This window comes from Paenibacillus sp. IHBB 3054 (assembly GCF_051594305.1).
Classification (GTDB): domain Bacteria; phylum Bacillota; class Bacilli; order Paenibacillales; family Paenibacillaceae; genus Paenibacillus_AQ.
Map to the genome: position 1 here is coordinate 331567 of NZ_JBOFBG010000002.1, position 22767 is coordinate 354333.

General features: G+C 48.2%; 26 protein-coding genes. 9 read left to right on the plus strand and 17 right to left on the minus strand.

What is annotated here, in order from left to right:
- Positions 1-661: 661 nt before the first annotated feature.
- From trmD to ACQ76X_RS05245, 8 genes are all read right to left on the minus strand, one after another.
- A complete protein-coding gene (gene trmD / locus ACQ76X_RS05210) occupies positions 662-1534 on the minus strand; it encodes a tRNA (guanosine(37)-N1)-methyltransferase TrmD (RefSeq protein ID WP_438492119.1) in 873 nt (290 codons plus the stop codon).
- Positions 1534-2058 (minus strand): ribosome maturation factor RimM, encoded by a 525-nt coding sequence (gene rimM / locus ACQ76X_RS05215; RefSeq protein ID WP_076110126.1) that lies wholly within the window; start codon positions 2056-2058, stop codon positions 1534-1536. Before rimM ends, trmD begins: the two co-directional genes overlap by 1 nt.
- 166 nt (positions 2059-2224) lie before the next feature.
- Positions 2225-2455: a KH domain-containing protein gene (locus ACQ76X_RS05220; protein WP_038593622.1), complete on the minus strand. Its 231-nt coding sequence runs from the start codon at positions 2453-2455 to the stop codon at positions 2225-2227.
- 22 nt (positions 2456-2477) lie between these two features.
- Positions 2478-2750: a 30S ribosomal protein S16 gene (gene rpsP, locus ACQ76X_RS05225; protein ID WP_036688604.1), complete on the minus strand. Its 273-nt coding sequence runs from the start codon at positions 2748-2750 to the stop codon at positions 2478-2480.
- Between the two features lie 385 nt (positions 2751-3135).
- Positions 3136-4527 carry a signal recognition particle protein gene (gene ffh / locus ACQ76X_RS05230; protein ID WP_038593625.1) on the minus strand — a complete coding sequence of 464 codons (1392 nt, stop codon included), beginning with the start codon at positions 4525-4527 and terminating at the stop codon, positions 3136-3138.
- A 21-nt stretch (positions 4528-4548) separates the two neighbouring features.
- A complete protein-coding gene (gene ylxM / locus ACQ76X_RS05235; protein ID WP_076110128.1) occupies positions 4549-4905 on the minus strand; it encodes a YlxM family DNA-binding protein in 357 nt (118 codons plus the stop codon).
- 148 nt (positions 4906-5053) lie between these two features.
- The gene (gene trhA, locus ACQ76X_RS05240; RefSeq protein WP_438492047.1) at positions 5054-5701 is read right to left on the minus strand and encodes a PAQR family membrane homeostasis protein TrhA; all 648 of its coding nucleotides are present in this window, start codon (positions 5699-5701) and stop codon (positions 5054-5056) included.
- Positions 5702-5782: 81 nt separating this feature from the next.
- Positions 5783-7300, minus strand: coding sequence for a carboxypeptidase M32 (locus tag ACQ76X_RS05245; RefSeq protein ID WP_438492049.1), 1518 nt, complete (start codon positions 7298-7300; stop codon positions 5783-5785).
- 135 nt (positions 7301-7435) lie between these two features.
- Between ACQ76X_RS05245 and ACQ76X_RS05250 the strand changes: the two genes are divergently transcribed.
- The 4 genes from ACQ76X_RS05250 to ACQ76X_RS05265 all read left to right on the plus strand — a co-directional run bounded on the left by ACQ76X_RS05250 (position 7436) and on the right by ACQ76X_RS05265 (position 9340).
- Positions 7436-7807: an iron-sulfur cluster biosynthesis family protein gene (locus tag ACQ76X_RS05250; RefSeq protein ID WP_438492051.1), complete on the plus strand. Its 372-nt coding sequence runs from the start codon at positions 7436-7438 to the stop codon at positions 7805-7807.
- Positions 7808-7873: 66 nt separating this feature from the next.
- Positions 7874-8452, plus strand: coding sequence for a beta-class carbonic anhydrase (locus ACQ76X_RS05255; protein ID WP_038593636.1), 579 nt, complete (start codon positions 7874-7876; stop codon positions 8450-8452).
- A gap of 184 nt (positions 8453-8636) precedes the next feature.
- Complete coding sequence (locus ACQ76X_RS05260) at positions 8637-9053, plus strand: hypothetical protein (protein ID WP_438492121.1); 417 nt, start codon at positions 8637-8639, stop codon at positions 9051-9053.
- On the plus strand, positions 9053-9340 hold the full coding sequence (locus ACQ76X_RS05265) for a YxcD family protein (RefSeq protein WP_438492052.1): 288 nt from the start codon (positions 9053-9055) through the stop codon (positions 9338-9340). The genes ACQ76X_RS05260 and ACQ76X_RS05265 overlap by 1 nt, the downstream gene beginning before the upstream one ends.
- 162 nt (positions 9341-9502) lie before the next feature.
- Here ACQ76X_RS05265 and ACQ76X_RS05270 read toward each other — a convergent pair whose 3' ends face one another.
- On the minus strand, positions 9503-9697 hold the full coding sequence (locus tag ACQ76X_RS05270; RefSeq protein ID WP_038593642.1) for a sporulation protein Cse60: 195 nt from the start codon (positions 9695-9697) through the stop codon (positions 9503-9505).
- A 425-nt stretch (positions 9698-10122) separates the two neighbouring features.
- On the opposite strand from ACQ76X_RS05270, the gene ACQ76X_RS05275 reads away from it, so the two are divergent.
- On the plus strand, positions 10123-10578 hold the full coding sequence (locus tag ACQ76X_RS05275; protein WP_438492054.1) for a GreA/GreB family elongation factor: 456 nt from the start codon (positions 10123-10125) through the stop codon (positions 10576-10578).
- A 44-nt stretch (positions 10579-10622) separates the two neighbouring features.
- On the opposite strand, the gene ACQ76X_RS05280 is transcribed toward ACQ76X_RS05275, so the two are convergent.
- From ACQ76X_RS05280 to ACQ76X_RS05290, 3 genes are all read right to left on the minus strand, one after another.
- The gene (locus tag ACQ76X_RS05280; protein ID WP_038593648.1) at positions 10623-11639 is read right to left on the minus strand and encodes a S66 family peptidase; all 1017 of its coding nucleotides are present in this window, start codon (positions 11637-11639) and stop codon (positions 10623-10625) included.
- 174 nt (positions 11640-11813) lie between these two features.
- Positions 11814-12173 carry an acetyl-CoA acetyltransferase gene (locus ACQ76X_RS05285; RefSeq protein ID WP_438492056.1) on the minus strand — a complete coding sequence of 120 codons (360 nt, stop codon included), beginning with the start codon at positions 12171-12173 and terminating at the stop codon, positions 11814-11816.
- Between the two features lie 179 nt (positions 12174-12352).
- Complete coding sequence (locus tag ACQ76X_RS05290; RefSeq protein WP_038593654.1) at positions 12353-13192, minus strand: DegV family protein; 840 nt, start codon at positions 13190-13192, stop codon at positions 12353-12355.
- A 238-nt stretch (positions 13193-13430) separates the two neighbouring features.
- On the opposite strand from ACQ76X_RS05290, the gene ACQ76X_RS05295 reads away from it, so the two are divergent.
- Positions 13431-13643 carry a hypothetical protein gene (locus ACQ76X_RS05295; RefSeq protein ID WP_438492058.1) on the plus strand — a complete coding sequence of 71 codons (213 nt, stop codon included), beginning with the start codon at positions 13431-13433 and terminating at the stop codon, positions 13641-13643.
- Between the two features lie 117 nt (positions 13644-13760).
- On the opposite strand, the gene ACQ76X_RS05300 is transcribed toward ACQ76X_RS05295, so the two are convergent.
- A complete protein-coding gene (locus ACQ76X_RS05300; RefSeq protein WP_438492061.1) occupies positions 13761-14297 on the minus strand; it encodes an AAA family ATPase in 537 nt (178 codons plus the stop codon).
- A 168-nt stretch (positions 14298-14465) separates the two neighbouring features.
- Between ACQ76X_RS05300 and ACQ76X_RS05305 the strand changes: the two genes are divergently transcribed.
- From ACQ76X_RS05305 to ACQ76X_RS05315, 3 genes are all read left to right on the plus strand, one after another.
- Complete coding sequence (locus ACQ76X_RS05305; RefSeq protein WP_438492063.1) at positions 14466-15344, plus strand: lysostaphin resistance A-like protein; 879 nt, start codon at positions 14466-14468, stop codon at positions 15342-15344.
- Positions 15345-15500: 156 nt separating this feature from the next.
- Entirely contained in the window at positions 15501-16673 is a 1173-nt protein-coding gene (locus ACQ76X_RS05310) for a pectin acetylesterase-family hydrolase (RefSeq protein WP_438492065.1), read from the plus strand.
- 75 nt (positions 16674-16748) lie between these two features.
- Positions 16749-17384 (plus strand): TetR/AcrR family transcriptional regulator, encoded by a 636-nt coding sequence (locus ACQ76X_RS05315; protein WP_438492067.1) that lies wholly within the window; start codon positions 16749-16751, stop codon positions 17382-17384.
- A 48-nt stretch (positions 17385-17432) separates the two neighbouring features.
- Here the strand turns inward: ACQ76X_RS05315 and ACQ76X_RS05320 are convergent, their stop codons facing one another.
- The 4 genes from ACQ76X_RS05320 to ACQ76X_RS05335 form a co-directional block, all read right to left on the minus strand.
- Entirely contained in the window at positions 17433-18719 is a 1287-nt protein-coding gene (locus ACQ76X_RS05320; RefSeq protein ID WP_438492069.1) for a HAMP domain-containing sensor histidine kinase, read from the minus strand.
- A gap of 125 nt (positions 18720-18844) precedes the next feature.
- Complete coding sequence (locus ACQ76X_RS05325) at positions 18845-19522, minus strand: response regulator transcription factor (protein ID WP_438492071.1); 678 nt, start codon at positions 19520-19522, stop codon at positions 18845-18847.
- Positions 19523-19581: 59 nt separating this feature from the next.
- Positions 19582-21552 (minus strand): serine hydrolase domain-containing protein, encoded by a 1971-nt coding sequence (locus ACQ76X_RS05330; RefSeq protein WP_438492073.1) that lies wholly within the window; start codon positions 21550-21552, stop codon positions 19582-19584.
- 422 nt (positions 21553-21974) lie between these two features.
- Complete coding sequence (locus tag ACQ76X_RS05335) at positions 21975-22766, minus strand: PHP domain-containing protein (protein ID WP_438492075.1); 792 nt, start codon at positions 22764-22766, stop codon at positions 21975-21977.
- Position 22767: the final 1 nt, after the last annotated feature.

Sequence of the window (22767 nt, forward strand, 5' to 3'; positions counted from 1 at the left end):
TATAGATTTTTAAATCACGTTATGCTATACTCTTGGCACAAGGAAAGGAGGTGCGTTCACATCAAGCATGACATGCTGAACGTATCCCTTACCCGGACCAACGGCTGAACAACTGGCTTTGGTGGCGCGGGATACGGATCAAGGTAATAAAACAGCGCCTCGGGTAGAGAGACCGTCTTCGGACGGTCTTTTTCATGTAAAAAACCATTAAAGCAGCGGGTCATTGATCCGTCTGTTCTAATGGTTTTTTGGGTTACTGCTGCTATTACTATAGCACTTCTCCTATTGGACCTGTTGCCAGGGTCTGTTCTCTACTCAAGAAAGGGGGTTACGATTTACGATTCGTATAAAAATCGATAATATCGCTTACTGTGCGGAGCGGCTCCGCTTCCTTGTGGACAGTGTCCACGTCCGGTTTAAACTCTTCACGCGTATTCGTAGTCACTTTCAGTTCATTCCTTTCAATTGTTAAGCTAACTGCATCTAAGTTGCATATCTTATTGCGGCACCTCTAACTATTACCCTAAAAAAAGGATAACTACGCACATTTGCTCTTATTTTTTTGTGAAGCTTATGTGTCTGTAAAATTATTCACTACATAACAAAAAACGCCTCCTCAACGTAATATACGTTAAAAAGACGTGTGATATGCCTTGTGCCATTAATTATTTTTTTCAGGCTTGTTCTGCTGCTGGCGCAAACGCTCCAGCGACTTCTTATCCTTCACCGTTAATTCGGCGGTATCCAGGAGATCCGGTCTGCGCTCCAGGGTTCGTTCCAGAGCCTGCTCACGCCGCCAAATTTCGATATTGGCATGGTGACCGCTCAGCAGAATATCCGGCACCTTCCATCCCCGAAACTCAGCCGGACGCGTATAATGCGGATACTCCAGCAGGCCGGTGCTGAACGAATCTGTTATCGCTGAGGTTTCATTTCCGAGGGCCCCGGGCTGCAGCCGCACCACCGAATCAATCACCGTCAGGGCGGGCAGCTCACCACCAGTCAGCACGTAATCCCCAATGGAAAGCTCATCCGTTACGAGATGCTCTCTGATCCGTTCATCATAACCTTCATAATGGCCACAGATAAAGATCAGATGCTGCTCCTGGGCCAATTCCTCAGCGATGTGCTGGTTATACTGTTTTCCCTGCGGGCACATAAGGATAATACGCGGTTTCACAGGAGAAGCAGACGTACGTTCCACTATTGCTTCAGTACCATGCTCGCGCTCATCTCCGTTTACATCGTCGTTTTCGGGAAAACTTCCCGCAGTGATCTCCTCAGCTTGCTCTCCGTCCTGTGAGATGCCCAGCACATGTTCCACGGCAGCAAAGATTGGGTCAGGCTTCAGCACCATCCCCCCGCCTCCGCCATAGGGCGTGTCATCCACACTGTTATGCTTGTTGCCTGAGAAATCACGGAAATTGACTGCGTTTAGGGAGACGATGCCTTTTTCACGTGCTTTGCCAAGAATGCTTGTGCCAAATACGCCCTCACACATTTCCGGGAAGAGCGTCAGCACATCAATTCTCATCATGGCAATAGTCCTTCCATCAGGTGAACGGTGATTTTCCGGGCTGCAATATCCACGTCAAGCACAACATCATTGATGACCGGAATAAGAATATCCTGTCCCTTGGCCGGTTTAACAACCCAGACGTCATTGGCTCCAGGCTGCAGGATGTCTGTAATCGTGCCCAGCGGCTGGCTTCCATCCTCATCAGTGTATACTTCGCAGCCAACGATGTGGTGGAAGTAATATTCATTTTCCGGAAGCTCGACCAGATCATCACTAGGAACCTTAAGCAGGCTGCCTTTATATTTCTCGATCTGATTGATGTTGGTATAGCCCTTCAGTTTGGCAATGAACATCCCTTTATGCTCTTTGGCGGATTCCACGATCACCTCGAATTTCGGACTTCCATCAGCGGGGATAAGCAGCAGCTTTTTGCCCGGCGCAAAGCGGACATCCGGAAAATCGGTATGCGATAAAATCTTAACCTCCCCGCGAATGCCGTGGGTATTGACCAGCCTGCCTACGGTTAACTCTTCGGTCATATAATCCTCTCCTTCAAATATTATCAGCGTTACTGCTGCAGTAGGACTCGTACATAAATGGCACGGCAACGCCTATTTTGGTTCTTTGTACATTAATCTATACTGCTATATTTGAACAAAAAGGAGCCGGGATATACTATCCCTAGCCCCTCATTGAACGCATCCATTAAGATAAAATATCCACGGTAACGCGTTTATCGCTCTTGACTGCTGCAGATGTGACTACTGTGCGAAGCGCTTTGGCGATCCGCCCCTGCTTGCCAATGACCTTGCCGACATCATCAGGATGTACGGAGAGCTCATATACAATCAGGTGATCCTTCTCCACAGTCCGCACGATCACATCTTCTGGATGATCCACTAAAGCCTTAGCAATAACACCAACTAATTCTTCCATAGAGGACCCTCGCAATCAGTCATTATTTCTGTTGCTTCAGCTCATGGAACTTCTTCATCACGCCTGCTTTGGAAAGCAAGTTGCGGACGGTATCAGATGCTTGTGCACCTGTTTGAAGCCATTTAAGAGCTTTTTCCTCATCGATCTTAACTACTGCCGGTTGTTCAATCGGATTATAATAACCGATTTCCTCGATGAAACGACCGTCACGAGGGGACCGGGAATCGGAAACCACTACACGATAGAAAGGCGCTTTATGTGCACCCATTCTTTTCAAACGAATACGTACTGCCACGAAATTCACCTCCTTAAAAGAATATCGAAAGATTGGGAAGAGTTTGCCGGAAACCTTTTTTCGATCCCTCCCAAACCCTCCCTTAGCCAAGGGAGGGCCCCAAGGGCTCTGCCCTCTGGACACCCGGCTAAGTGCAATTGGCGTGGGCATTCAGACTGGCGGGATCTGGGATAGTTCGAGCAGGATCGCTTTTCGTCCCTGACGGGACCCGCTTAACAACGGGCGGTACCTGGGAACTGGTTTTACAGACTCTTTAGATCAAAAGATTAAGATCAAAAGATTAAGATCAAAAGATTAAGATCAAAAGATTAAGACCTTCTCGATCATCTGATGTTGTACAATGTCTGATCTAAGGGTAAAGCTTAAACCTTAAAGACTACTAACATTAACGGAAAGGAAACTTCATGCCCTTGCCGCCGCCAAGGCTCTTAAGCTGCTTCATGGCGTTTTTCTTACCACCCTTACCACCGCCGCCGCCCATCATACCGGAGAACTGCTTCATCATCTTGCGCATTTCATCGAACTGCTTGATGAGACGGTTAACCTCGGCTACGTTGGTTCCGCTGCCTGCGGCGATGCGCTTGCGGCGGTTATGATTGATGATCTCAGGCTGGGCTTTCTCAGCTTTGGTCATCGAATGAACAATTGCTTCGACGCGGCCCATCTGCTTGTCGTCGACCTTCAGGTCCTTCATGCCTTTGGCTTTATTCATGCCAGGCAGCATGTCGAGAATCTGGTCGATCGGGCCAAGCTTCTTGACCTGATCCATCTGCTCCAGGAAATCGTCGAACGTAAATTCCGCATTACGCATCTTACGTTCCATTTCCTTCGCTTTTTCGGTATCAATGTTGGCCTGAGCCTTCTCGATCAAGGAGAGCATATCGCCCATGCCGAGAATCCGTGAAGCCATCCGTTCCGGATGGAACGGCTCCAGCGCATCGATCTTCTCGCCCAGTGCGGCGAATTTGATCGGAGTGCCGGTTACTGCTTTGACGGACAATGCTGCACCACCGCGGCTGTCGCCGTCGAGCTTCGTCAGCACTACGCCGGTAAGCTCAAGCTGCTTGTTGAAGCTGTCGGCTACATTTACGGCATCCTGACCTGTCATGGCATCCACTACAAGCAGCACCTCGTCAGGATTCACGACGTTATGGATCTGCTTCAGCTCTTCCATCAGCTCTTCATCAATATGCAGGCGGCCTGCAGTATCGATGATCACATAATCCAGTCCGTTGTCCTTCGCGTGCTGGACCGCTTGTCTGGCAATCTCCACCGGGCTCGTCTGATCTCCCAGGGAGAATACTGGAACCTTAATTTGTTCGCCCAGCACCTGCAGCTGCTTGATCGCAGCCGGACGGTAAATATCCCCCGCTACAAGCAAAGGACGGTGATTGCCCTTCTGCAGCAGCTTGGCCAGCTTGCCTGAAGTGGTCGTCTTACCGGCCCCTTGCAGACCCGCCATCATAATGACTGTCGGCGGCTTATTGGACTTGGCCAGCTTCGCTTGGCTTCCACCCATCAGGTCGGTTAATTCCTTGTTAACGATATCAATGATGACCATGCCGGGAGTAAAGCTGTCCATCACTTCCTTGCCGATCGACTTCTCCTTCACCTTGGACACGAAGTCCTTGACTACTTTGAAGTTAACATCGGCTTCCAGAAGCGCCAGCCGCACTTCACGCATCGCTTCGTTGACGTCATCTTCAGTTACTTTTCCTTTGCCGCGCAGCTTGCTGAACACATTCTGCAATCTTCCGGTTAAACCTTCAAACGCCATATGCGGCTGTCTCCCTTCATGCTACTCTAACCTCTGCAAACGATCCAGGATATCCGTGAACCGCTGTTTATATTGCTCAGGCAGCATCCCATTGTCCGGCAGTCTGCGCAGTTCTTCTAAATATCGGTTGCGGTCTTCATGCTTGGCAAGAAGCCCAAGCTTCTCTTCATAATTGTCCAGCACTTGCTCGGCACGTTTAATATGTTCATAAACGGCTTGGCGGCTGATTTCAAATTCCGCAGCAATCTCTCCGAGTGAGAAATCATCGTGAAAATAATATTTAAGAAACGTTTGCTGCTTGTCAGTAAGCAGGCGTTCATAGAAAGCAAATAACAAGTTAATCCGGTTAGTTTTCTCGAGCCTATTCTCCTGACTCATTAAGGGCACTCCCTTCGTCAAGGAAAAACACTTTACAGCTTCACAACGTCCCTTATGATACCGAAAACAAAGAAAGATGTCAAGCCTTTTTGCTTGTCATCTTATTCTTTGGGCCCAAACCATAATTTCTGTCCCGAAATGCTCTGAATTAACGGATGGGAAGCAGGTAAATCAGCACCGCGAAAAAGTGGGTCACACTGCCCGCCAGTACAAACACATGCCAGATGGCGTGGTGGAACGGGAAACCTCTCCATACATAAAAGATGGTCCCCAGCGTGTACAATATTCCACCGGCCATCAGCAGGGTCATGCCACCACCGGCCACTACAGCCGACAAAGGATTCCAGGCGATCACAATCAGCCAGCCCATCGCAATGTAGAAGACAGTGGACATGAACAGAAACCTTTTGACGAAGTAGGCCTTGAACAATACTCCGAAGAATGCCACTCCCCAGATAACGCCGAACAGGCTCCATCCAAGCGTGCCACGAATGGCTACCAGCAAAAATGGTGTATAGGTACCGGCAATAAACAGATAAATCGAGGAGTGGTCAAAGAATTCGAACAGATCCTTCGCTTTGCCCTCCCTGAGACTATGAACCAGTGTGGAATTCAGATACAGAAGCAGCATCGTCGTTCCATAAATGGAAAAGCTGACTACATGCCAAGCCGTCCCCTTCAGACTGGCAAATACAACAAGCAGAACAAGTGCAGCTACACTCAGTACCGTACCTATACCATGAGTAATTGCATTGGCTACCTCTTCCCTGCGGCTGTAAGTATGCGTGTTTGCCATAATATAATCCTTCCGTTTGCGGTTTCCTTCTATTATATCGTGTTCCCGGAACTCATTCCAGCCTATAGCCTCATTTGGGTGTTACAGCTTGTAAAGCTCCGTATATTTCGCTTCGAGATAATCAGCCAGATAATCCGGGTTCAGCGGTTCGCCGGTTACCTGTTCGATAATTTGTGAAGGCGTCAGCGCCGAGCCGTACCGGTAGATCTTGTCTGTAAGCCATTCCTTAATCGGCAGCAGATTGCCTTCGGCGATCTGAGCGTCAAATTCCGGCAGCTCTTTGCGCAGAGTGTTCAAAATTTGCGCAGCATACATATTACCAAGGGAGTATGAGGCAAAATAACCAAAGTCGCCGCCGGACCAATGGACATCCTGGAGTACGCCAAGCGCATCGGTCGGCGGTGTAATGCCAAGGTATTCCTGATATTTGGCATTCCATACTTTTGGCAGATCCTTCACTTCCAGTCCTTCATTAAAGATCAGCTTCTCGATTTCATAACGGACGATAATATGCAGGTTATAAGTCAGCTCATCGGCTTCGATGCGGATGAAGGAATTCGCCACACTGTTGATCGCACGGTAGAAATCTTCTACTTCCACATTTGTCAGCTGCTCAGGGAAATGCTGCTGCAGATCGCCGTAATAACGCTGCCAGAAGGCCCGGCTGCGGCCGATCATATTCTCCCACAGTCTCGACTGGGATTCATGGATGCCCATAGAAGCCCCTTGAGCCAGCGGTGTGCCGACGAGATCCTTGCTGATGTTTTGCTCATACAGAGCATGTCCACCCTCATGGAGCGAGCTGAAAATAGCACTAGTAACGTTGTCCAGCAAATAGTTGGTAGTGATGCGCACATCGCCCGGATTCAGCCCGGTTGCGAAAGGATGTACACTTTCATCCAGCCGGCCCGCTTCAAAGTCATAGCCCATCTGCCCCAGAACAAAGAGGCCGAATTTCTCCTGTTGCTCTTTGGCGTAGATTTCGCTCAGGAATTTTGTGTCCGGCTTGTTAGGCGAAGCATTGATTGCTTCCACCAGCGGAACAAGGCGGCTGCGCAGACGATCGAAAATTCCATCGACTTTTTCAGTGGTCAGGTCTGGTTCGTACATATCCAGCAGCGTATCGTATCGGGTGCCTTTGACACCCCAGTAATCAATGAACTCCTGCTTAAAGGCAACAATCTGACTTAAGAACGGCTCAAAGGAGGTAAAATTATTGCTTTCCTTGGCTTCTTCCCACACGGTTTGCGAATGAGCCGACAGAACCGAATATTCCTCAAATCTCTTGGATGGAATGCTCTTGCTGCGCTCGAACTCCTTGCGGCAATCTTTCACGATTTTGTTCTGGTTGTCGCTTAGCTGGCTGCTGACTGCCGGGCGGCTGAAAAATTCAGTGAACTCTCCCATTTCCGGCGAGGTCTGCAGTCTGAACAGTTCACCGCTAAGCATGCCGATCGTTCCTGAACGGATCTCCACCCCTTTACGAGGTGCGCCTGTACGCAGATCCCAATGCAAAAGTCCGATTGTTTCAGAATACCCGCTGATTTTTAACAATAGCTCTTCAAATTTCTTCCACTCTTCTTTAATCGTCTGTTCCATATCCGAGCACCTGCTTTCTCTGTTTTAGCGTCTCCTCTTGATGATACTTTTTTAAATAAGTATAATCAACTTCAGAGCCTTACATCTCTAATTTGAAATACTTTATTATTAAGCCGATAGGAGTGTGAACAGAACATGAAGATTCAGATTACACCTCTGGCCGAGAGGAAGCTGAAGGAAAGGCTTGGGGATCAGCCGGGGCTTTTTAAACTCTTTTATGATACGGAGGGTTGCGGCTGCGACGGAATCAATGTTCTGCTGATCGTTAATGAAGCACAATCCGGCGATGTTTCCATTGATGCAGACGAGTTGCCTTTTATCATCAGCCGCCAGCAGGAGATCTTTTATGAAGAGCAAATGCGGCTTGATGCCGAGGAGCGCTTCTCTTCGTTCAAGCTGGACAGTCATTCACAGATTTATGGCAAGAATATTCTTGTAAGAGACTTGCGCAATACCGAAGTACCCCAGCCAGGGGCTGGAATTGCTTGCGAAGTAACTCCCCGTTAACCCTTAAGCATATATTCCTAAACCTAGGAAGCTATGCTCACAAAACATTTAGGAGGAAGCATGGTCATGACTCAAATTACAAATATCCTGGAGTTCAACAAACAGTTTGTCGAGAAAAAAGAATACGAAGCCTATCTGACCAGCCGCTTCCCTGATAAAAAAATGCTGATTATCACTTGCATGGACACCAGGCTCGTAGAGCTGCTCCCCAAAGCGATGAATTTCAAAAACGGTGATGTCAAAATCATTAAAAATGCCGGTGCGATCATTTCCCAGCCCTTTGGCAGCGTAATGCGGAGTGTAATGGTCGCGTTATACGAGCTGGATGCGGACGAAGTTATTGTGGTCGGCCATTACGAATGCGGCATGGCTTCACTGAATGCAGACAAGATGATCAACTCGATCAAAGAGCGCGGCGTTTCCGAACAGGTCCTTTCGACCCTGGAGAACTCAGGGATTAAATTAACCAAGTGGCTGCGCGGGTTTGACAATGTGGAGGAAGGGGTAATTCAGACTGTGGAGCTGATCAAGCGCCACCCCTTACTCCCCCCAAACGTGCCTGTGCACGGCATGATCATCGATCCGGCAACCGGAGCGCTTGAGCTTGTCTCGGACGGGTATGTGGAGAACAAGGCAACTCTCTGAAACTGCTGTTTGCGTGGATCCTGGATCCACGCACTTTTTTTTGGCCATAATTTGTATTCCGGCATTTAATCTCTAAATTATTATATTTAAAATTGAAACCTCCTAGGGCATACTACGTATTACCGGACAGACACCACAAAATCCAAGACAACCTTTAGGAGGGTACTTGTACTCAATGAAACCCATGAAACGCGTAATGATGATTGTAATGGCCCTTACCCTGTTTTTTGCCGTAACCGCTCCTGACTTTGCGGATGCAAGACGTGGAGGCGGCTTTAAATCCGGAGCCCGCGGATTCACCACCACTCCAAAGAAATCTACAACCAATAATGTGAAACAAAGCGATAGCACCAAAGGAACAACAGCCGGCACTGCAAAACGCGGATTCTTCAGCGGAGGCAGCTTGATGAAAGGCCTGATGATCGGCGGAATCGCCGGCTTCCTCTTCGGGGGCATGTTCGGCGGAATGGGCGCTTTCGGGAATTTCCTTGGCCTAATGATTAATATGCTTGCCATCTATCTTGTAGTGGTACTGATCATGTCCTTCTTCCGTCGCAGAAAAGAAAGACGCAGGCTTGAGGAAAGGGATGGCCGTTACTAATGCCAACAACTGTTCTAAGCATGGATGAAATTATTAACGCCATCTGCCTGCATATGGCTGAACGCAAGGCAGTCCGTGTGGAAGATGTTCAGGTAGAGCTCAGTTGGGAGGAAGATACCGGGTACAGCGCAGAGGTGTGGATTCAAGGCCGAAGCCAATACCTGGTGGAATCCAATATAACTGAAGCGATCCTCCGCTATATGCACAGTGAGTATGGCATCCGGGCTTACCGCGAAGATCTCAGACTGGAGCTGGATGAAGAAATAACAGCAATTGTCAGTACTTGATTCTATTACTACATTGCAACAACTAAAGGGACAGCCTCCGGGCTGTCCCTTTATTGTTCTTCCGTTAATGTGAACGGCTAAATGCTGAACGCATGATAAAGTAAGATGATCACTATACATAACGTGGAAAGGGCGGACAACCACGTAAAAAACAAACTCCAGTTATAGCTTTTCATTCGTCTTATACACAATCAGAATGGTGCTTCGTTGATGCTCCGCCCCGTCCCGCGAAGATTTGACTACGGAACCGTAGCACACCTTCACCACTTGTTCTTCCTGCAATCCCATCAGAAATTCATTTGCCTTATTTTCAGCATAGGAATTATCCGCATCTACAAACTCTTTAACTTGAATCATAATATTCTCCTTTAACAGATGTAATTATTTGATAGTTCGAATTCTATATAAGAAAACAATGAAGTGCTCATGGCGCATCACTCCTCTGGTAACATTTAATGTAAGAAACCTCTAAACATACAGCAAGGCACTTCGCAGTAAACTGCGAAATGCCTTAATATCAGTCAAGCTTAACATCCTATGGAAGAAGGGTCAAATGTTTTCACTCCATAATTATGAAAAAATCCATGGCAGCCCTGTATAACAATCGTTTGGTTCTCTGCTAAGAAGCTGATATACTGTTGTGAAGGTTTCCATTTAAGGAGATCTCTATTTGCACACCCTTTTTTAAGGGCGGTACACCAAATTTTGAGGAGGGCTGGACATGATTACGAATTACAAGATGGCAGCAGGGGATGTTTTTCTTAGAGGGGGTGAAATCTACTATGAACCATAGTCTTCTACTGCAAACCTCCCGGACTCAACTGGTAAAGCAGCTGTTATATTTTGATGAAGAGAGAAATGGATTTCTCAATCATTATTACCCTGGCAAACATCCTCAGAGAAAACAGGCGGAGGAACTGATTAACCGCTACTGCACTGTTCTAGAGCAGCTTCTCTCAGACTATAGTGAAGAGAAACTATGCTCGAGTGTATTGATTGGAAGCCGGCTGGACCTCCGCTATTTGGCGGATGGTTATATAGACACCTATACCATTGTGTTCCCTGCATACACCGACCCGGCCGAAGGAAAGATTTCCTGGCTGTCGCCACTGGGTATGCAGCTGCTGATGGCCCAGCGCAATCTTGAGTATGAGCTTGAAGTCCCTTCTGGGAAAATCTCTGTCATGATTGACAACATCAGCTTTGAGAATAGCGGCGAAGTGGATTCAACAGTCTGAACAAAAAAGGGGCAGCCGCCGGGCTGTCCCTTAATCATTTTCCGCTAATCTTTAAAGTACTGGGTAATTGTCCCCGCACCGTTCTGCACCTTCACCTCCGCATACGCCCCGTTGATTAAAGTGAGCTGCGGCGGAACATGGCCGAAGTCAACATCATAGATTACCGGCAATTGAAGCTCCTCGGACAACTCTTTGTAACAATCCTCCACCGTATAGCTGTCCACCGGACGATTGGCACCGCTTCTCCCGAACATAATACCGGAGCAATGCTCGAACCAGCCAGCCAGTTTCATCTGCACCAAAGACCGGCGCAAATCCACCGTGTTCAATTCACAATTCTCCAAATACCACAGGATTGGTTCGTTATGAATCATATTCTGCTGGAAATACTGCACATTTCCGAAAGGTGTCCCGATAATATGCCGGATCACATCTATGCATCCGCCAAGCAAACGCCCGGACAGTGTTACTTCACCAGCAGTCACCGATTTCCAAACCGTCGGCTCATCCAAATGAAAGATAAAGGGGGAATTGACGTCCACTCCCCCCTCCTGCTGATACTTTGCCGAAGATTTCTGCATAATCGAACCTCCACGGGTCGTGGACATTACCTTTTGCCACATAGCTGTAGTGTTATCGGTTTGCTTCCCTCTCAGATCTGCCAGGCTTGGACCGTGCGCTGTTGCCAGACCAGTCTGCAGCGTAATGGCAAGCAGAAGCAGACTGATATCGGAAAAACCCAATATCCATTTCTCCTGCACCAGGCTGAAATCTATATATTCCAGCATTTCAATCAACAATTCCCCGCCCCATGGCGGAATGATAAGGTCGATGGCGTCATCCTGCATCATGGAGTTAAATTCCTCGGCACGTGTTTTGCCTGAAGCTGATTTGGCTTTATTCTGTTTAAATACCGTCTCGCCGCAATGCACCCGGTATCCTTTTTCTTTCATCCGCTCACAGGCTTGCTCGAACAGCTTACGGTCTAGTGGACTTACGCCATATGAAGAAGCCGTCACACCGATCGCTGCCCCGTCGTTCAATAAAGGGTATGTAATCATTTTCTACCTCCTGAAAAAATTCCCGCAATCCACCTTTGATTCTACATCGAATAGCAAGTCTTCGGAAGCCCGGATTTATCTTATACAGATACAAACGGCAAAAGACATGACCAGAACATACGGCAGAGCTGCCGATGATCCAGATCATGTCTTCTATTCGTGATAGGCCCGGGATTAGATCAAAGAGATGGCGAGCAGCTCGAACAGCACAAGCGGCAAGATCACATTATTGTTAATCGGCGCGGGATATGGATAGTAGCCCGGACCCGGCGGGAATGGTTTGTAGTAGGGATTATAGTATCCGCGTACAGATTGTGTGGTAGCGGTAACTGTCAGGTACAGATTTTTACTGTCCATTCCCGCAATAGTTCCCTCATGCTTGAGTCCGTCAATCGTCTGTACTTTCACTTTGTGGTTTAAGTAGGGCTTGCAGGTGTGGTGCAGAGATTCACGGACTCCGTGCAGATGCTGGACTACAGCAGGGTCGGCTTGATAGATAACCGTCGCTTGCTGGCTGGAATTATATGTCGACATGTTGGTTGACCTCCGTAATTGGTTTTGCTTCAGTCTATGCTGATGCCTATAGTAAGGTGTCTTCCCCTCCCATATCGTATAGAATGCCGCCCCAGACAGGTCTCCCGGAAAACAAAATAGCCGCACGCGGGGCTAGTTCCCATGTACGGCTTGTTTATCTTATTTAGGGTTACATCCCTTTAAAAAGCCACTCCGATTCCGCCTTCGCCGGCATAGGTGCCCATAACCGGTCCCATGCTGGAGAATACGACCTCTTTAAAGGGGTGCTTTTCGAGAATGCGTTCTTTAATCTCCAGGGCCAGCTTCTCGCAGTTGCTGTGCACAATGGCAATAACCGCCTTCTCGTAATCATGCTGCTTCTCCTCAAGCTTAGCCAGCAGATGGTTGAGTGCCTTGGGCAGCCCGCGGGTTTTCTCCACCACCTCAACTGTACCTTCCTCGCTGATTTTGAGCAGCAGCTTGATGTTCAGCACCGAAGCCACCGCGCCCGACAAACGGTTCAGCCGTCCGCCCTTGATTACATTTTCCAAAGTATCCAGTGTGAAGAATGCTTCCACTTCCCGGGATTTGAGAAGAATCATTTCTTTCAATTCCGCAAGGCTTGAACAGGTCACAGACCATTTCGCCGCGAAGGCGACAATCAGGGACAGTCCACCGGAAAATCTCTTCGTATCTATAACTTCAATCGCATTCGGAAATCCTTCTTCTTCATACATTTCCTTGGCGATCATCGCGGCCTGATAGGTGCTGCTAATATTGGAGGACATGCAGACGACCATAATGTCAGTGCCTGCTTCCACTTCTTTGAACTTATCCAGGAAGACTTGCGGACTGGGACTTGCTGTGGTCGGCAGTTCCTTCGATTCACGCATTTTAGCATAAAAAGCCTTCGTTTCCGTATCTTCCGGCATCAGCTCATGTCCGAAATGAACCGGCAGCTGGACTACAGTAATATCATATTGGTCAACGTACTCAAGGGGGATGTCGGAACCGCTATCCGTAATTATCTTGATGGGCATCAGGGTGCTCTCCTTTCAATTCTATATTATTATAGTCACCATAAGCACGAATCAATAGTACATTTTATAACTTGTCAAAACATTTGTTTTATGCTTAGGGGTACATTAACTCACTTTCCGGACTATTTTTGCTGTATGAAGACTCCCGGTAACTGAAATAGCAGTCTCAAGTGTACTTTCTTACCTTTCGATGTTGTGATATGGTAAATAAATCAGCGTATAGAAATGGAGTGTAACCATGGGCAAGAACAGAGTGTGGAACAAAGGTAAGCATAACGGAGGCGGACTGGCGAAGAAAAATGTAACGGACAATGAATCCGCAGAATCGACCAACCCAGCCGAGGTCGCTCCTGAGATTCCGAATCCGCGGATTGATACAGTAAAACCGATGAACCGCAGCAATTGGGTCGTTCGACCGGCTAGGGTAACGCCTAAAGAAAAGAAAGAATAGCAAGTTAAGTCTTAACCTATACGATTACAACAAGCAAATACCCAGTCAGAACACGAAATTTCAGTGTTGGACTGGGTATATTTTATAAACTTAGCATTTTGGGGATGTGAGAATGATCTATACTTTGACTACTGTTTCCCCTTCCCCAGAAGGGGTCTCAAAACCGTTTAAAAACCGTGTAAGCGTGTCTTCAGTGATTGGAAACGCCGCATTGGCATCAAAACGTTCACTGCGGATTAGCAGCCTCTGCCGTAATTCCTCAGGCTCAACCTTCAAATGAATCAGTTCCCACACGCCGCCATGCTGTTCAATCAGCTGCTTGTAATCGTTCCGTCTTTGACGCTGCCAAAAGCTGAAATCGATGACGACATGCTGCTTCGCCTGGATCAGGCGGACCAGCTCCCCGCGCAGCTTCATCTCGGATTGTTCTTTATACTGCTCATAACTCTCTTCAGGGTAATCCACGCCAAAACGTCCGTGAGAAGCCCAAATGTCTTCATCTATTGAAAGACGGACGAATCCCTCTTTCTCCAGCTTTTGAGCAAAGGTTGTTTTACCCGACCCAGCCACACCGCACATCATCACAACGACAGGAGCTGCGTTCATCGCCTTGTACTGCACCAGCTGTCCGATCACTGACTTTTCACTCCGCATAAGATGTCATCTCCTTCCCGGTCAACCGAATGTGCAGATCGTTTCTATGTATTTCTCTGTCAGGCAGGCGAAATCCTGTTCGATAAAAAGCTAGACTAAGGTCCGTTGTTACGGGAATTAGTATGAAGATATACTAGCAAGGGACAACATTCAAGAAGGAGACTGATTATGAGTGAAAAAAGCATGAGGGCCGGCCTCTCTACAGGCAAAGCCTTACTGGCTATCGTTGGAGGAATCCTGGTTCTGGTCCTTGCCCAAGTTATTGCAAGTCTGATCTACTTGGTACCCTTTCCGCACACGGTATCCATTGTTCTATATTACTTGCTGTATATTGCACTTGCCTATCTGGGAGTTAAGCTGTTCAGTGAACGGATGCTGAAGCTGTCTTTACAGGAATGCCGCATACATAGACCGCGTGCTGCTGCAAGATGGCTGCTGTGTGCCGTTACACTGCCTGTTGCTGTATCGGCAATCCTGTTATGCTTGCCCGGTGAGTATATTCCCGGCAACATGGATGCAGGAGAGACTGCCCTCATTATTGTAACAGCAATTGTCGGCACTGGGCTGGGTGCAGGTATCGTTGAAGAAATGATCTTCAGGGGAATCATTATGAAATCGCTTGAACTGCGGTGGGGAAAAACGGTAGCAATCTGGGTGCCGTCTGTCATCTTCGGTTTGATCCATGCGATAGGCGCAGGCCTCAATGCCGCTGATCTGCTTCTGCTCTTCGTCGGGGGGACCAGTGTCGGCATTATGTTCTCCTTAATCGTGTACCGAAGCGGCTCCATTTGGAGCAGCGCGATAGTGCATGCTGTATGGAACATGGTTATGATTGGTGATATTTTACATATTGGCACAAAACCTATTAAGAATGTTATTCTCTCTTACAGATTAACCTCGGATTCCACCTTGCTGACTGGAGGGAATTTCGGCGTAGAGCTTTCTGCCGCTGCCATTGCAGGATATTGGTCAGTAATTGCTGTAATATTATATTTGTCCAAAAAGCGCAGTACTCAACCTTTGAACGTGCCGACAAGCTTAAGATGACAAACGCATCCTAAGATCTCAGAGTGAGCAATTCAATTTGTGATGGCCTAGTCGTCAAGCCTTATAGAGACAACCAACTATATTCATCATTATTAAAGTATACACCTTGTGCAACGAATTAACTTGACGTATACTCCCATTAAGGGAGAGATGGATATGAGAAGAATAGGGAAAATCACGATGTTCACAGGAATTGGATTGTTGAGTCTTATTTTGATTGCCGTTCTTGCGATCAGCGCTTTTGTAATCAAGAGACCGGCGACCACAACCTCCGAACTGGCAGAAGTGAAGCCTTACAAGTGGAATAAAGTCAAGCTGGACGGAAATGTCATCTCCAGTGATGGTTCAGAGTATTTTCTATGGAATAAAAAAGGGGAAAACAATAACTGGATCATCTTCTTTTCCGGAGGCGGGGCCAGTTGGGATGCCAAAAGCGCCGAGCATCCGATCAAGATCATGAATTTCATTAAGGGCGGGGATACAGGCAATTATTTTCCCAACATCCCCTTCTATATGCTCTCCTTGCTGAGAGGCATGATGGACACGGATAACCCTGACAACCCCTTCAACGGCTGGAATGTTGTATATCTGCCTTATTCGACCGGTGACTTCCATATCGGCAAGCACAATGCGGAATATAAGAAGGAAGACGGCACCCCCTTCACTATGCGCTATAACGGCAGCAATAACGTGCGGAGCAGCCTCGACTGGATTTATGCTAATGCGGATAAGCCCGACAAGCTGCTCATCGCAGGCGAAAGTGCCGGCGGGTTCGGCTCCGCCTTCTGGGCGGAGGAGATTGCCAGTCATTATAAGGACTCCGAGATTTATCAATATTCCGACAGCTCCTTCCTGAAATCGGACAAATGGCCGAAGGTTGTGGATCAGGAATGGCACGCTGACTTTACCAAGACATTTGGTTATCCCGCTGAAGCGGATATCATCGGGGCAGCCTTTAAAGCCAACGGACATCTCCTGCCGCCCAATGCCGTACTATTACAATCCTACTCGTTATTTGACGAGATCCTGATTCACTTTCAGAACAACATCAATGATTATAAAGGGCCACAGGACCAGAAGAAGATCAACGAATGGTCACAGCAAATGCAGGCATCCGTGCGTTCTTTGGACGCCGCGTTACCGAATTATTATTATTATCTGACTGACTATGGACTGGATGCTGAGAAGGGCACAACCCCGCACACATTTGCAACGCGAGAGACTTTTTTTCAAGCAGAACAGGACGGAGTTACACTGCTGAAATGGCTGGGGGATGCGGTTAACCATCAGAAGCCCTATTCGGTGGGCAGCAAGTTCCTTGAGAAGTAAGAGTAAGCTCAGCACAATTAAGATTTAAAGACATTTAGCACAAGGAAAAATGGCAAGAGGCAGGAGAGAAGATACATGAAGCTGCGTGAAAAGCAGATGCAAATGACGCGGGAGATGATTAAGGATACAGCGCTGAACCTATTCTGTGCGCAAGGCATTGAGCGCACCGATATGGCTCAGATTGCAGAAGAGACCGGCGTCTCCCGGCGTACTTTGTATCATCATTATAAGGACAAGGAAGAATTAGCCGCCCAGATCTATGTTGAGAATCTGGAGCGGATGTTCGGACAGCTGCTGTTTGACTTTAGTTTCGAGCAGCCCGAAGAATCTCTGGAGATTATTCTGGACAAGTATTTGGCGCTTAGGGAGCATCAAGAGTCGTTGATCTATTACGATGCCATTTTTGGAGTCTACTATAGCACTCTGTCCAAGAATCCCGCTGACCTGCCTGATTTCAAGCAAGCGATGCAGGGGTGGTACACGCGGCTAGTGCAATTGGAGACCGTACCGGTAGCTCCCGGGGAAAAAACAAAGTGGATGGACATTCTGCTGAAGTCCACCCACCTGTATTTCATGTATTTGCAAAAAGCCGTTATTATTGCCCACCAACGCGGCGGAGAAGTCACTGAAGAAGACAAGGCTAACGATCGCCAGTTCAAAGATTTCATCATGCAGGGCGTGCGGCATTCCCACCATCACAAAACCCCTTAAGTGTGCTTCATGAGTACTTATGGGGCAATGCAATCTGCAGAAGTCAGCTTAATTCCCTTCCACCAGATCATCACCAGAGGGCTTATGGCCCTTCCGGCTGGCCACAGCAGATGGAGAGAAAGGCAGTCTGATGATAATCGTTGTGCCCTCTTCTACTGCACCATCCACCTCGATACTCCCCTGATGCAGAGAGACAATTTTCTTCACAATCGCCAGTCCCAGGCCGTTGCCGTTATTGTTCCCGTTCCGTGACTTGTCGACTTTATAGAACCTTTGGAATACCGCGCTGAACTCTTCCGGGGAAATACCGATCCCGTTATCGCTAATGGTAACGGATATTTCTGTTGCACCTACGTCTATCCCGATACGGATGTTCCCGCCCTGCGGTGTAAACTTGATGCTGTTGCTAAGCAGATTCATCCAGACTTGCTTAAGCTGATCTTCATCTCCCTTGATTTTGACAGCCACCGGCAGCTCAAGATCAATGACGATGCCTTTGGCCGACCACTGCGGTTCGCAGGTCACAACGACGGTTCGAATCTGCTCGTCAAGATTAAAGGAGCCTGCTTCGAAAGGATGGTGCTCGGAGTCCAGGGAAGCAAGCTTCAGCAGATTATCGCTGAGTCTGGACAGACGTTCACTCTCCACAATAATGATATCAAGGTATTCGCTGCGTTCTTCCTCCACTACCAGATCATCGCTTCGCAAAGCCTTGGCAAACCCGGAAATAGACGTCAGCGGTGTCTGAATTTCGTGAGAGACATTGGACACAAAGTCCTGCCTCATCTGCTCCAGCTGCTTGAGCTCCCCGGCCATCTCCACATAGCTTTGCGTCAGATCCCCTATTTCGTCCACGCGGTTCACTTTTAACTCTACTTCGAAATCACCCTTTGCCAGCCTCTTCGTTGCATTTGTCAGTGCTTTGATTGGCTCCACCAGATACCTGGCGGCAATGAGAATACATATACTGCCGAGCAATAGCACGAGTAGAAGCACGAAGAGCATCATCCGGTTAACGATATTTTCGTTCTCGGCGGAATACTGCAGGAACATCGCATGCCACTCCCCTTTCAGCAGAAACGGCATTCCAATGAATGTATCCTTATCATCGGCGCTGGAACGATAGAACTTTCCATGCAGCACTTGTTTGACAGCTTCGGGGGTGATGATGACAGCCGGATTATTTTTAAGCCCATAGAAGGTATGTTCTCCGGAAGGATTGTACAAGTGGATCGGGTGTGCGGATACCTTAACCATGCTGTTCAGGAACTCATCCGTATCCTTAGGTTTGGCGTCATCATAGCGATGAATGATTTCCTTGCCCACTGCGATCATTTCGTTCTGACCCTCATAGCTTATTTGCTTCTGAAAGACATATAGACCAATGAGAAAAGAGCATATTAGGCTAAAAATAATGATGCCGAGAAACGTGAGAATGACACGCACGTACAAGGTCTTGATCATGGCTCAGGAATCAGCCGGTAGCCCAGGCCGCGGGCCGTTTCGATTTGAAATCGCTCGTCGTTGCCGGTGAATTTCTCCCTCAGCCGGCTGATATGGACATCGACGGTCCGGCCATCCCCTTCATAGTTCAAACCCCAGATCTGCATAATCAGCTGCTCCCTGGTGAAGATTTGTCCGGGGTGGCTGGCCAGCAGAAACAGAAGCTCGAACTCCTTCAAAGGAATAATGACCGACTCATCTCCACGGGTAACCTGAAAGGTACGGCGATTGAGCTCAACATTGCCCACCTGCACAGTCTGGGAAGAAATGACCAGCGAGCGTTTAAGCAGCGCTTTTACCCGCATCACCAGCTCAATGGGATCAAACGGCTTGGTCAGGTAATCATCCGTCCCCAGTCGGAATCCTTTCACCTTGTGTGCCGACTCTGCTTTGGCTGTTACCATCAGGAGGGCGAGGTTGGCATCCCAGCGCCTGATTTCTCTGCACAGATCCCAACCGTCCAATCCTGGCATCATAATATCGAGAATAACGAGATCCACCCGCGAGTTCTCCACGATGGACAGCGCTTGGACGCCATCGCTGGCCTCTTTGATTTCAAAGCCTTCTTTTCGCAAGTACAAAGACATCAGCTTTCGGATGTTCGCATCATCATCCGCGATAAGTATAGTAGCCACGATCATCCTCCTCTCTTAGGCTTACATTATATATGATTTGTTCTTGGCAAGAAATGGCCTTAGCCGAACTGCCAGCCCAGCAGATTCCAATGGTAGAAGAACAGGCAAAGTGCCACAGCCGAAAGTGCGACAAGCGTGTAATGCACGCGCGTGAAAGCCGTCCAGTACTTGTTCTTCCAAGCCAGCACAGCCGAGACAAGCAAAGCCAGAGTCATTCCAACGAATATTACAGGCATGGCTAAAACGAGATAAAATGAGGTACTGACACTGCTGAGTCTCTCCAGCGTGTCCAACGACATAAGCACTGCAAATGTTGTAAAAAAGCTTATTAGTCCCCAACCCGCCGTCGCTGCGGAGAGTCGAATCGCCCATTTTTCAGGATTCGTCATCGCCTTGAGCTTGCGTCTGGAGAACAGTAGTCCCAGCAGAGCAGTGAGGAAAATCAGGCTCGAGACGCCGAGCAGGACAAACCAGAACTTGTTCTTATCTATGAGCGGTGTGCGTTCCAGCGGCATATCCGGAATAGCTTCCAAGAGCATATGTGTGACTTTCCCGGAGTCGTCGGTGCGGAATCCGATTTGTTCCGTGCCTCCCTCATGCTGGAACAGATTAGTGTCCACAGGGACATATAATTGTCGCTCACTGCCACTTCCCAAGGAAAGTTTATTGTCTGAGACGGTCACATTAATCTGGGAGAAAAAACTGAAAAATTTATCAATGTCGCTGAAATTGCGGCGTGTAAATTGATAGGAGCCCGCATACTTTTCTAGAGATTCCGTAGAAGCGGAAATCACAGGCTGCTGAGTTACAGGAGCAGGATAATATTTGTTAAAGAATGCTTGAACCAGACCTTCTGCGGACTCACTGCCCTGACCGCCATTGTAGGAGACGAAGATGCCGACATTCTTGGCAGGCACAAGATACAATTCCGTGTTGAACATCGGGTCCGCACCGCCATGGGCAATAACACTCAGGCCGTTATACCGTTTCTCGGCGAATCCAAGATCCACTCCCGGCATACGTTTGTCGAATTGAAATGCCGTTGAATGCATTAAATTAGCCGTATCTGCTCTCAGAATCTCCTTGTCACCATACTTCCCGTTCTGCAGATGAGCGATCATGAAGTGAGCCATGTCTTCTGCAGATACTGTACCTGAGCCGGCGGGACGAAAGCCACCTTCGAATGTAGGTGTACCGGGAACAAAACTGCCGTTCTTGCTTGTGTAACCCAGAACTTCGTAAGGTTTGAACTGCTCCGGCAAAGGCTCCACTACGGTTGCATGTTTCATATCCAGCGGATCGAAAATGTACTTTTTAATGTAATCATTGTAAGGAATGTCGCTTACTTCCTCCACAATCAGGCCCGCGAGTGTGGCGCCATAGTTGGAATAGGAACTGATCTCGCCTGGTGGTCTTACCCGTGCCGGCATATGCTTGTCGAGCGTTTCGGAGATCGACCCCGGCAGTTTGGCAGGGTCCGTGGTGATTTGATAGCCGACGCCGCCTTCTTCGAACCCGGCTGTATGTGTCATCAAATGACGCATTGTGATAGGCTCAGGATAGGTAGCAGGTATCTTCACTGATTTCAGATAGGTATTAATATCGGTATCCAGATCAATCTTGCCCTGCTCCATCAATTGCATCACCGCCGTCCAGGTGAACAGCTTGGTGGTTGAAGCGATCCGGAACATGCTGGTTGCGGGATCAACCGGTGCAGCTTTTTCCAGGTTGGAACTCCCGTATCCCTTCGCCAGGATAATCTTGCCGTCCTTCAGAATGGAGATGACCGCTCCCGGAATGTGCAGCCTGTTCATATCTTCTTCCATGATTCCATCAACGAAGGTAGTCAGCCCCGCAGTGTCATCAAGATTCCCTGGCGCTTCAATCTGATGCACCTCTGGCTTGGCTTGAGCCGTTTCGGCCGAGGCCATTTTCCCGGAAAACATCAGGGTTTCCCCTAACCCGGTACCTAGAACAGCCAAGACGGCCAGACCAGTGACTAGCCTTTTTTTCATCGTTGTAAACATCATTTATCCTCCGTTCATCATTTATCGGGATTGGATAATCATCCGCCCTAACACTTATAGAGGTTATCAAAGTATTATGAATGGAACGTTAACAAGCTATAAAAAACAAACAAGACTGCTTTGCCGCCGCCAAGAGCGACAGAAAGCAGTCTATTTAGGGGTCGTCCTGTCTCATTCATTATTCCTATAAAGATTGAACTAAAGAATAACATAGGGGAAAAGGAATGGAGGAAAAGTTTGGAACTGTAGGAGCGGTAACGCCTGGTCTATGTCGGCAAGGATGTGGAAGAAATTAAGTCACTCTTCGGCAAGCTGCAAGATGGCGGCAACCTTTGATCGTGCCAACAAGTTTAAGATGACAAACGCATCCTAAGCTTGATTCTGTAGTCCCGGCGGGATCGTACTGGGCTTCAGATCTTTACATGCTAAGCCGAGTATTCCTCAGCCTCATCCCTGGACGGGGCTTCGCCCGACATTTGCTTCAGCAGCTTTTTCATCATGACCGAGGCTTTCACTTTGGTGTACAGGCAGGGTGAAACTTCTATGGAATAATGGCCCTTACGCACTGCTTCCCTCAATTCCTTCATCGTGGAGCAGGCGTATTCCAGCTTATTCACCACGCTGCCATATTGCAGGCATTGATGGCTGTCGCTTCCGGCAATGACCGGTACACCCAGGTTGGCAGCAAAAGGAGTAATTAATGCGCGGTACGCCTCTGCTCCCTGCATGTAAATATCCTTGGCATTGAAATCAAAAGCATCCAGCCGGGCCAGCTGCTCCGGGTCCAGATGATGCAGCGGAGTGGAGCTCCGGAACGGGTGGCCTCCGATTTTCCACAAGTCCCGGGAATCAGCCAGATCCAGCAGCTGACGGAACGGTATGAAATGCCCCTCTTTGGTGTAATCCTCAAGACTGAAACGGACATCCAGAATATGCTCCTTCAGACCGATCAGCAGAATATGGCCGGTCTCGGCAATATCCACTTCCATTCCCGGGAAAATTCTCAAGCCGTCCGCCTCGTAATAATGGCCATTGTAAGGATACATACGGTCCAGCGTCTCATACATCGCGAAGAAATTGGAAGTGTTGAAATGTTCAGTCAGGGCGATGGCATCCAGGCCGTTCGCTATAGCCTCACTGACCATCCCCCGGAAGTAATCCGGGGAGAAGCTTGATTTCTTGGACAGCTTGCCATGGGTGTGCAGATCTATATTCATA

Coding starts and splice junctions, on each gene's coding strand:
- trmD (WP_438492119.1), bottom strand. CDS start 1,534: ATGAGAATTGATGTGCTGACGCTCTTCCCGGAAATGTGTGAGGGCGTA.
- rimM (WP_076110126.1), bottom strand. CDS start 2,058: ATGACCGAAGAGTTAACCGTAGGCAGGCTGGTCAATACCCACGGCATT.
- ACQ76X_RS05220 (WP_038593622.1), bottom strand. CDS start 2,455: ATGGAAGAATTAGTTGGTGTTATTGCTAAGGCTTTAGTGGATCATCCA.
- ffh (WP_038593625.1), bottom strand. CDS start 4,527: ATGGCGTTTGAAGGTTTAACCGGAAGATTGCAGAATGTGTTCAGCAAG.
- ylxM (WP_076110128.1), bottom strand. CDS start 4,905: ATGAGTCAGGAGAATAGGCTCGAGAAAACTAACCGGATTAACTTGTTA.
- trhA (WP_438492047.1), bottom strand. CDS start 5,701: ATGGCAAACACGCATACTTACAGCCGCAGGGAAGAGGTAGCCAATGCA.
- ACQ76X_RS05245 (WP_438492049.1), bottom strand. CDS start 7,300: ATGGAACAGACGATTAAAGAAGAGTGGAAGAAATTTGAAGAGCTATTG.
- ACQ76X_RS05250 (WP_438492051.1), top strand. CDS start 7,436: ATGAAGATTCAGATTACACCTCTGGCCGAGAGGAAGCTGAAGGAAAGG.
- ACQ76X_RS05255 (WP_038593636.1), top strand. CDS start 7,874: ATGACTCAAATTACAAATATCCTGGAGTTCAACAAACAGTTTGTCGAG.
- ACQ76X_RS05260 (WP_438492121.1), top strand. CDS start 8,637: ATGAAACGCGTAATGATGATTGTAATGGCCCTTACCCTGTTTTTTGCC.
- ACQ76X_RS05265 (WP_438492052.1), top strand. CDS start 9,053: ATGCCAACAACTGTTCTAAGCATGGATGAAATTATTAACGCCATCTGC.
- ACQ76X_RS05270 (WP_038593642.1), bottom strand. CDS start 9,697: ATGATTCAAGTTAAAGAGTTTGTAGATGCGGATAATTCCTATGCTGAA.
- ACQ76X_RS05275 (WP_438492054.1), top strand. CDS start 10,123: ATGAACCATAGTCTTCTACTGCAAACCTCCCGGACTCAACTGGTAAAG.
- ACQ76X_RS05280 (WP_038593648.1), bottom strand. CDS start 11,639: ATGATTACATACCCTTTATTGAACGACGGGGCAGCGATCGGTGTGACG.
- ACQ76X_RS05285 (WP_438492056.1), bottom strand. CDS start 12,173: ATGTCGACATATAATTCCAGCCAGCAAGCGACGGTTATCTATCAAGCC.
- ACQ76X_RS05290 (WP_038593654.1), bottom strand. CDS start 13,192: ATGCCCATCAAGATAATTACGGATAGCGGTTCCGACATCCCCCTTGAG.
- ACQ76X_RS05295 (WP_438492058.1), top strand. CDS start 13,431: ATGGGCAAGAACAGAGTGTGGAACAAAGGTAAGCATAACGGAGGCGGA.
- ACQ76X_RS05300 (WP_438492061.1), bottom strand. CDS start 14,297: ATGCGGAGTGAAAAGTCAGTGATCGGACAGCTGGTGCAGTACAAGGCG.
- ACQ76X_RS05305 (WP_438492063.1), top strand. CDS start 14,466: ATGAGTGAAAAAAGCATGAGGGCCGGCCTCTCTACAGGCAAAGCCTTA.
- ACQ76X_RS05310 (WP_438492065.1), top strand. CDS start 15,501: ATGAGAAGAATAGGGAAAATCACGATGTTCACAGGAATTGGATTGTTG.
- ACQ76X_RS05315 (WP_438492067.1), top strand. CDS start 16,749: ATGAAGCTGCGTGAAAAGCAGATGCAAATGACGCGGGAGATGATTAAG.
- ACQ76X_RS05320 (WP_438492069.1), bottom strand. CDS start 18,719: ATGATCGCAGTGGGCAAGGAAATCATTCATCGCTATGATGACGCCAAA.
- ACQ76X_RS05330 (WP_438492073.1), bottom strand. CDS start 21,552: ATGATGTTTACAACGATGAAAAAAAGGCTAGTCACTGGTCTGGCCGTC.
- ACQ76X_RS05335 (WP_438492075.1), bottom strand. CDS start 22,766: ATGAATATAGATCTGCACACCCATGGCAAGCTGTCCAAGAAATCAAGC.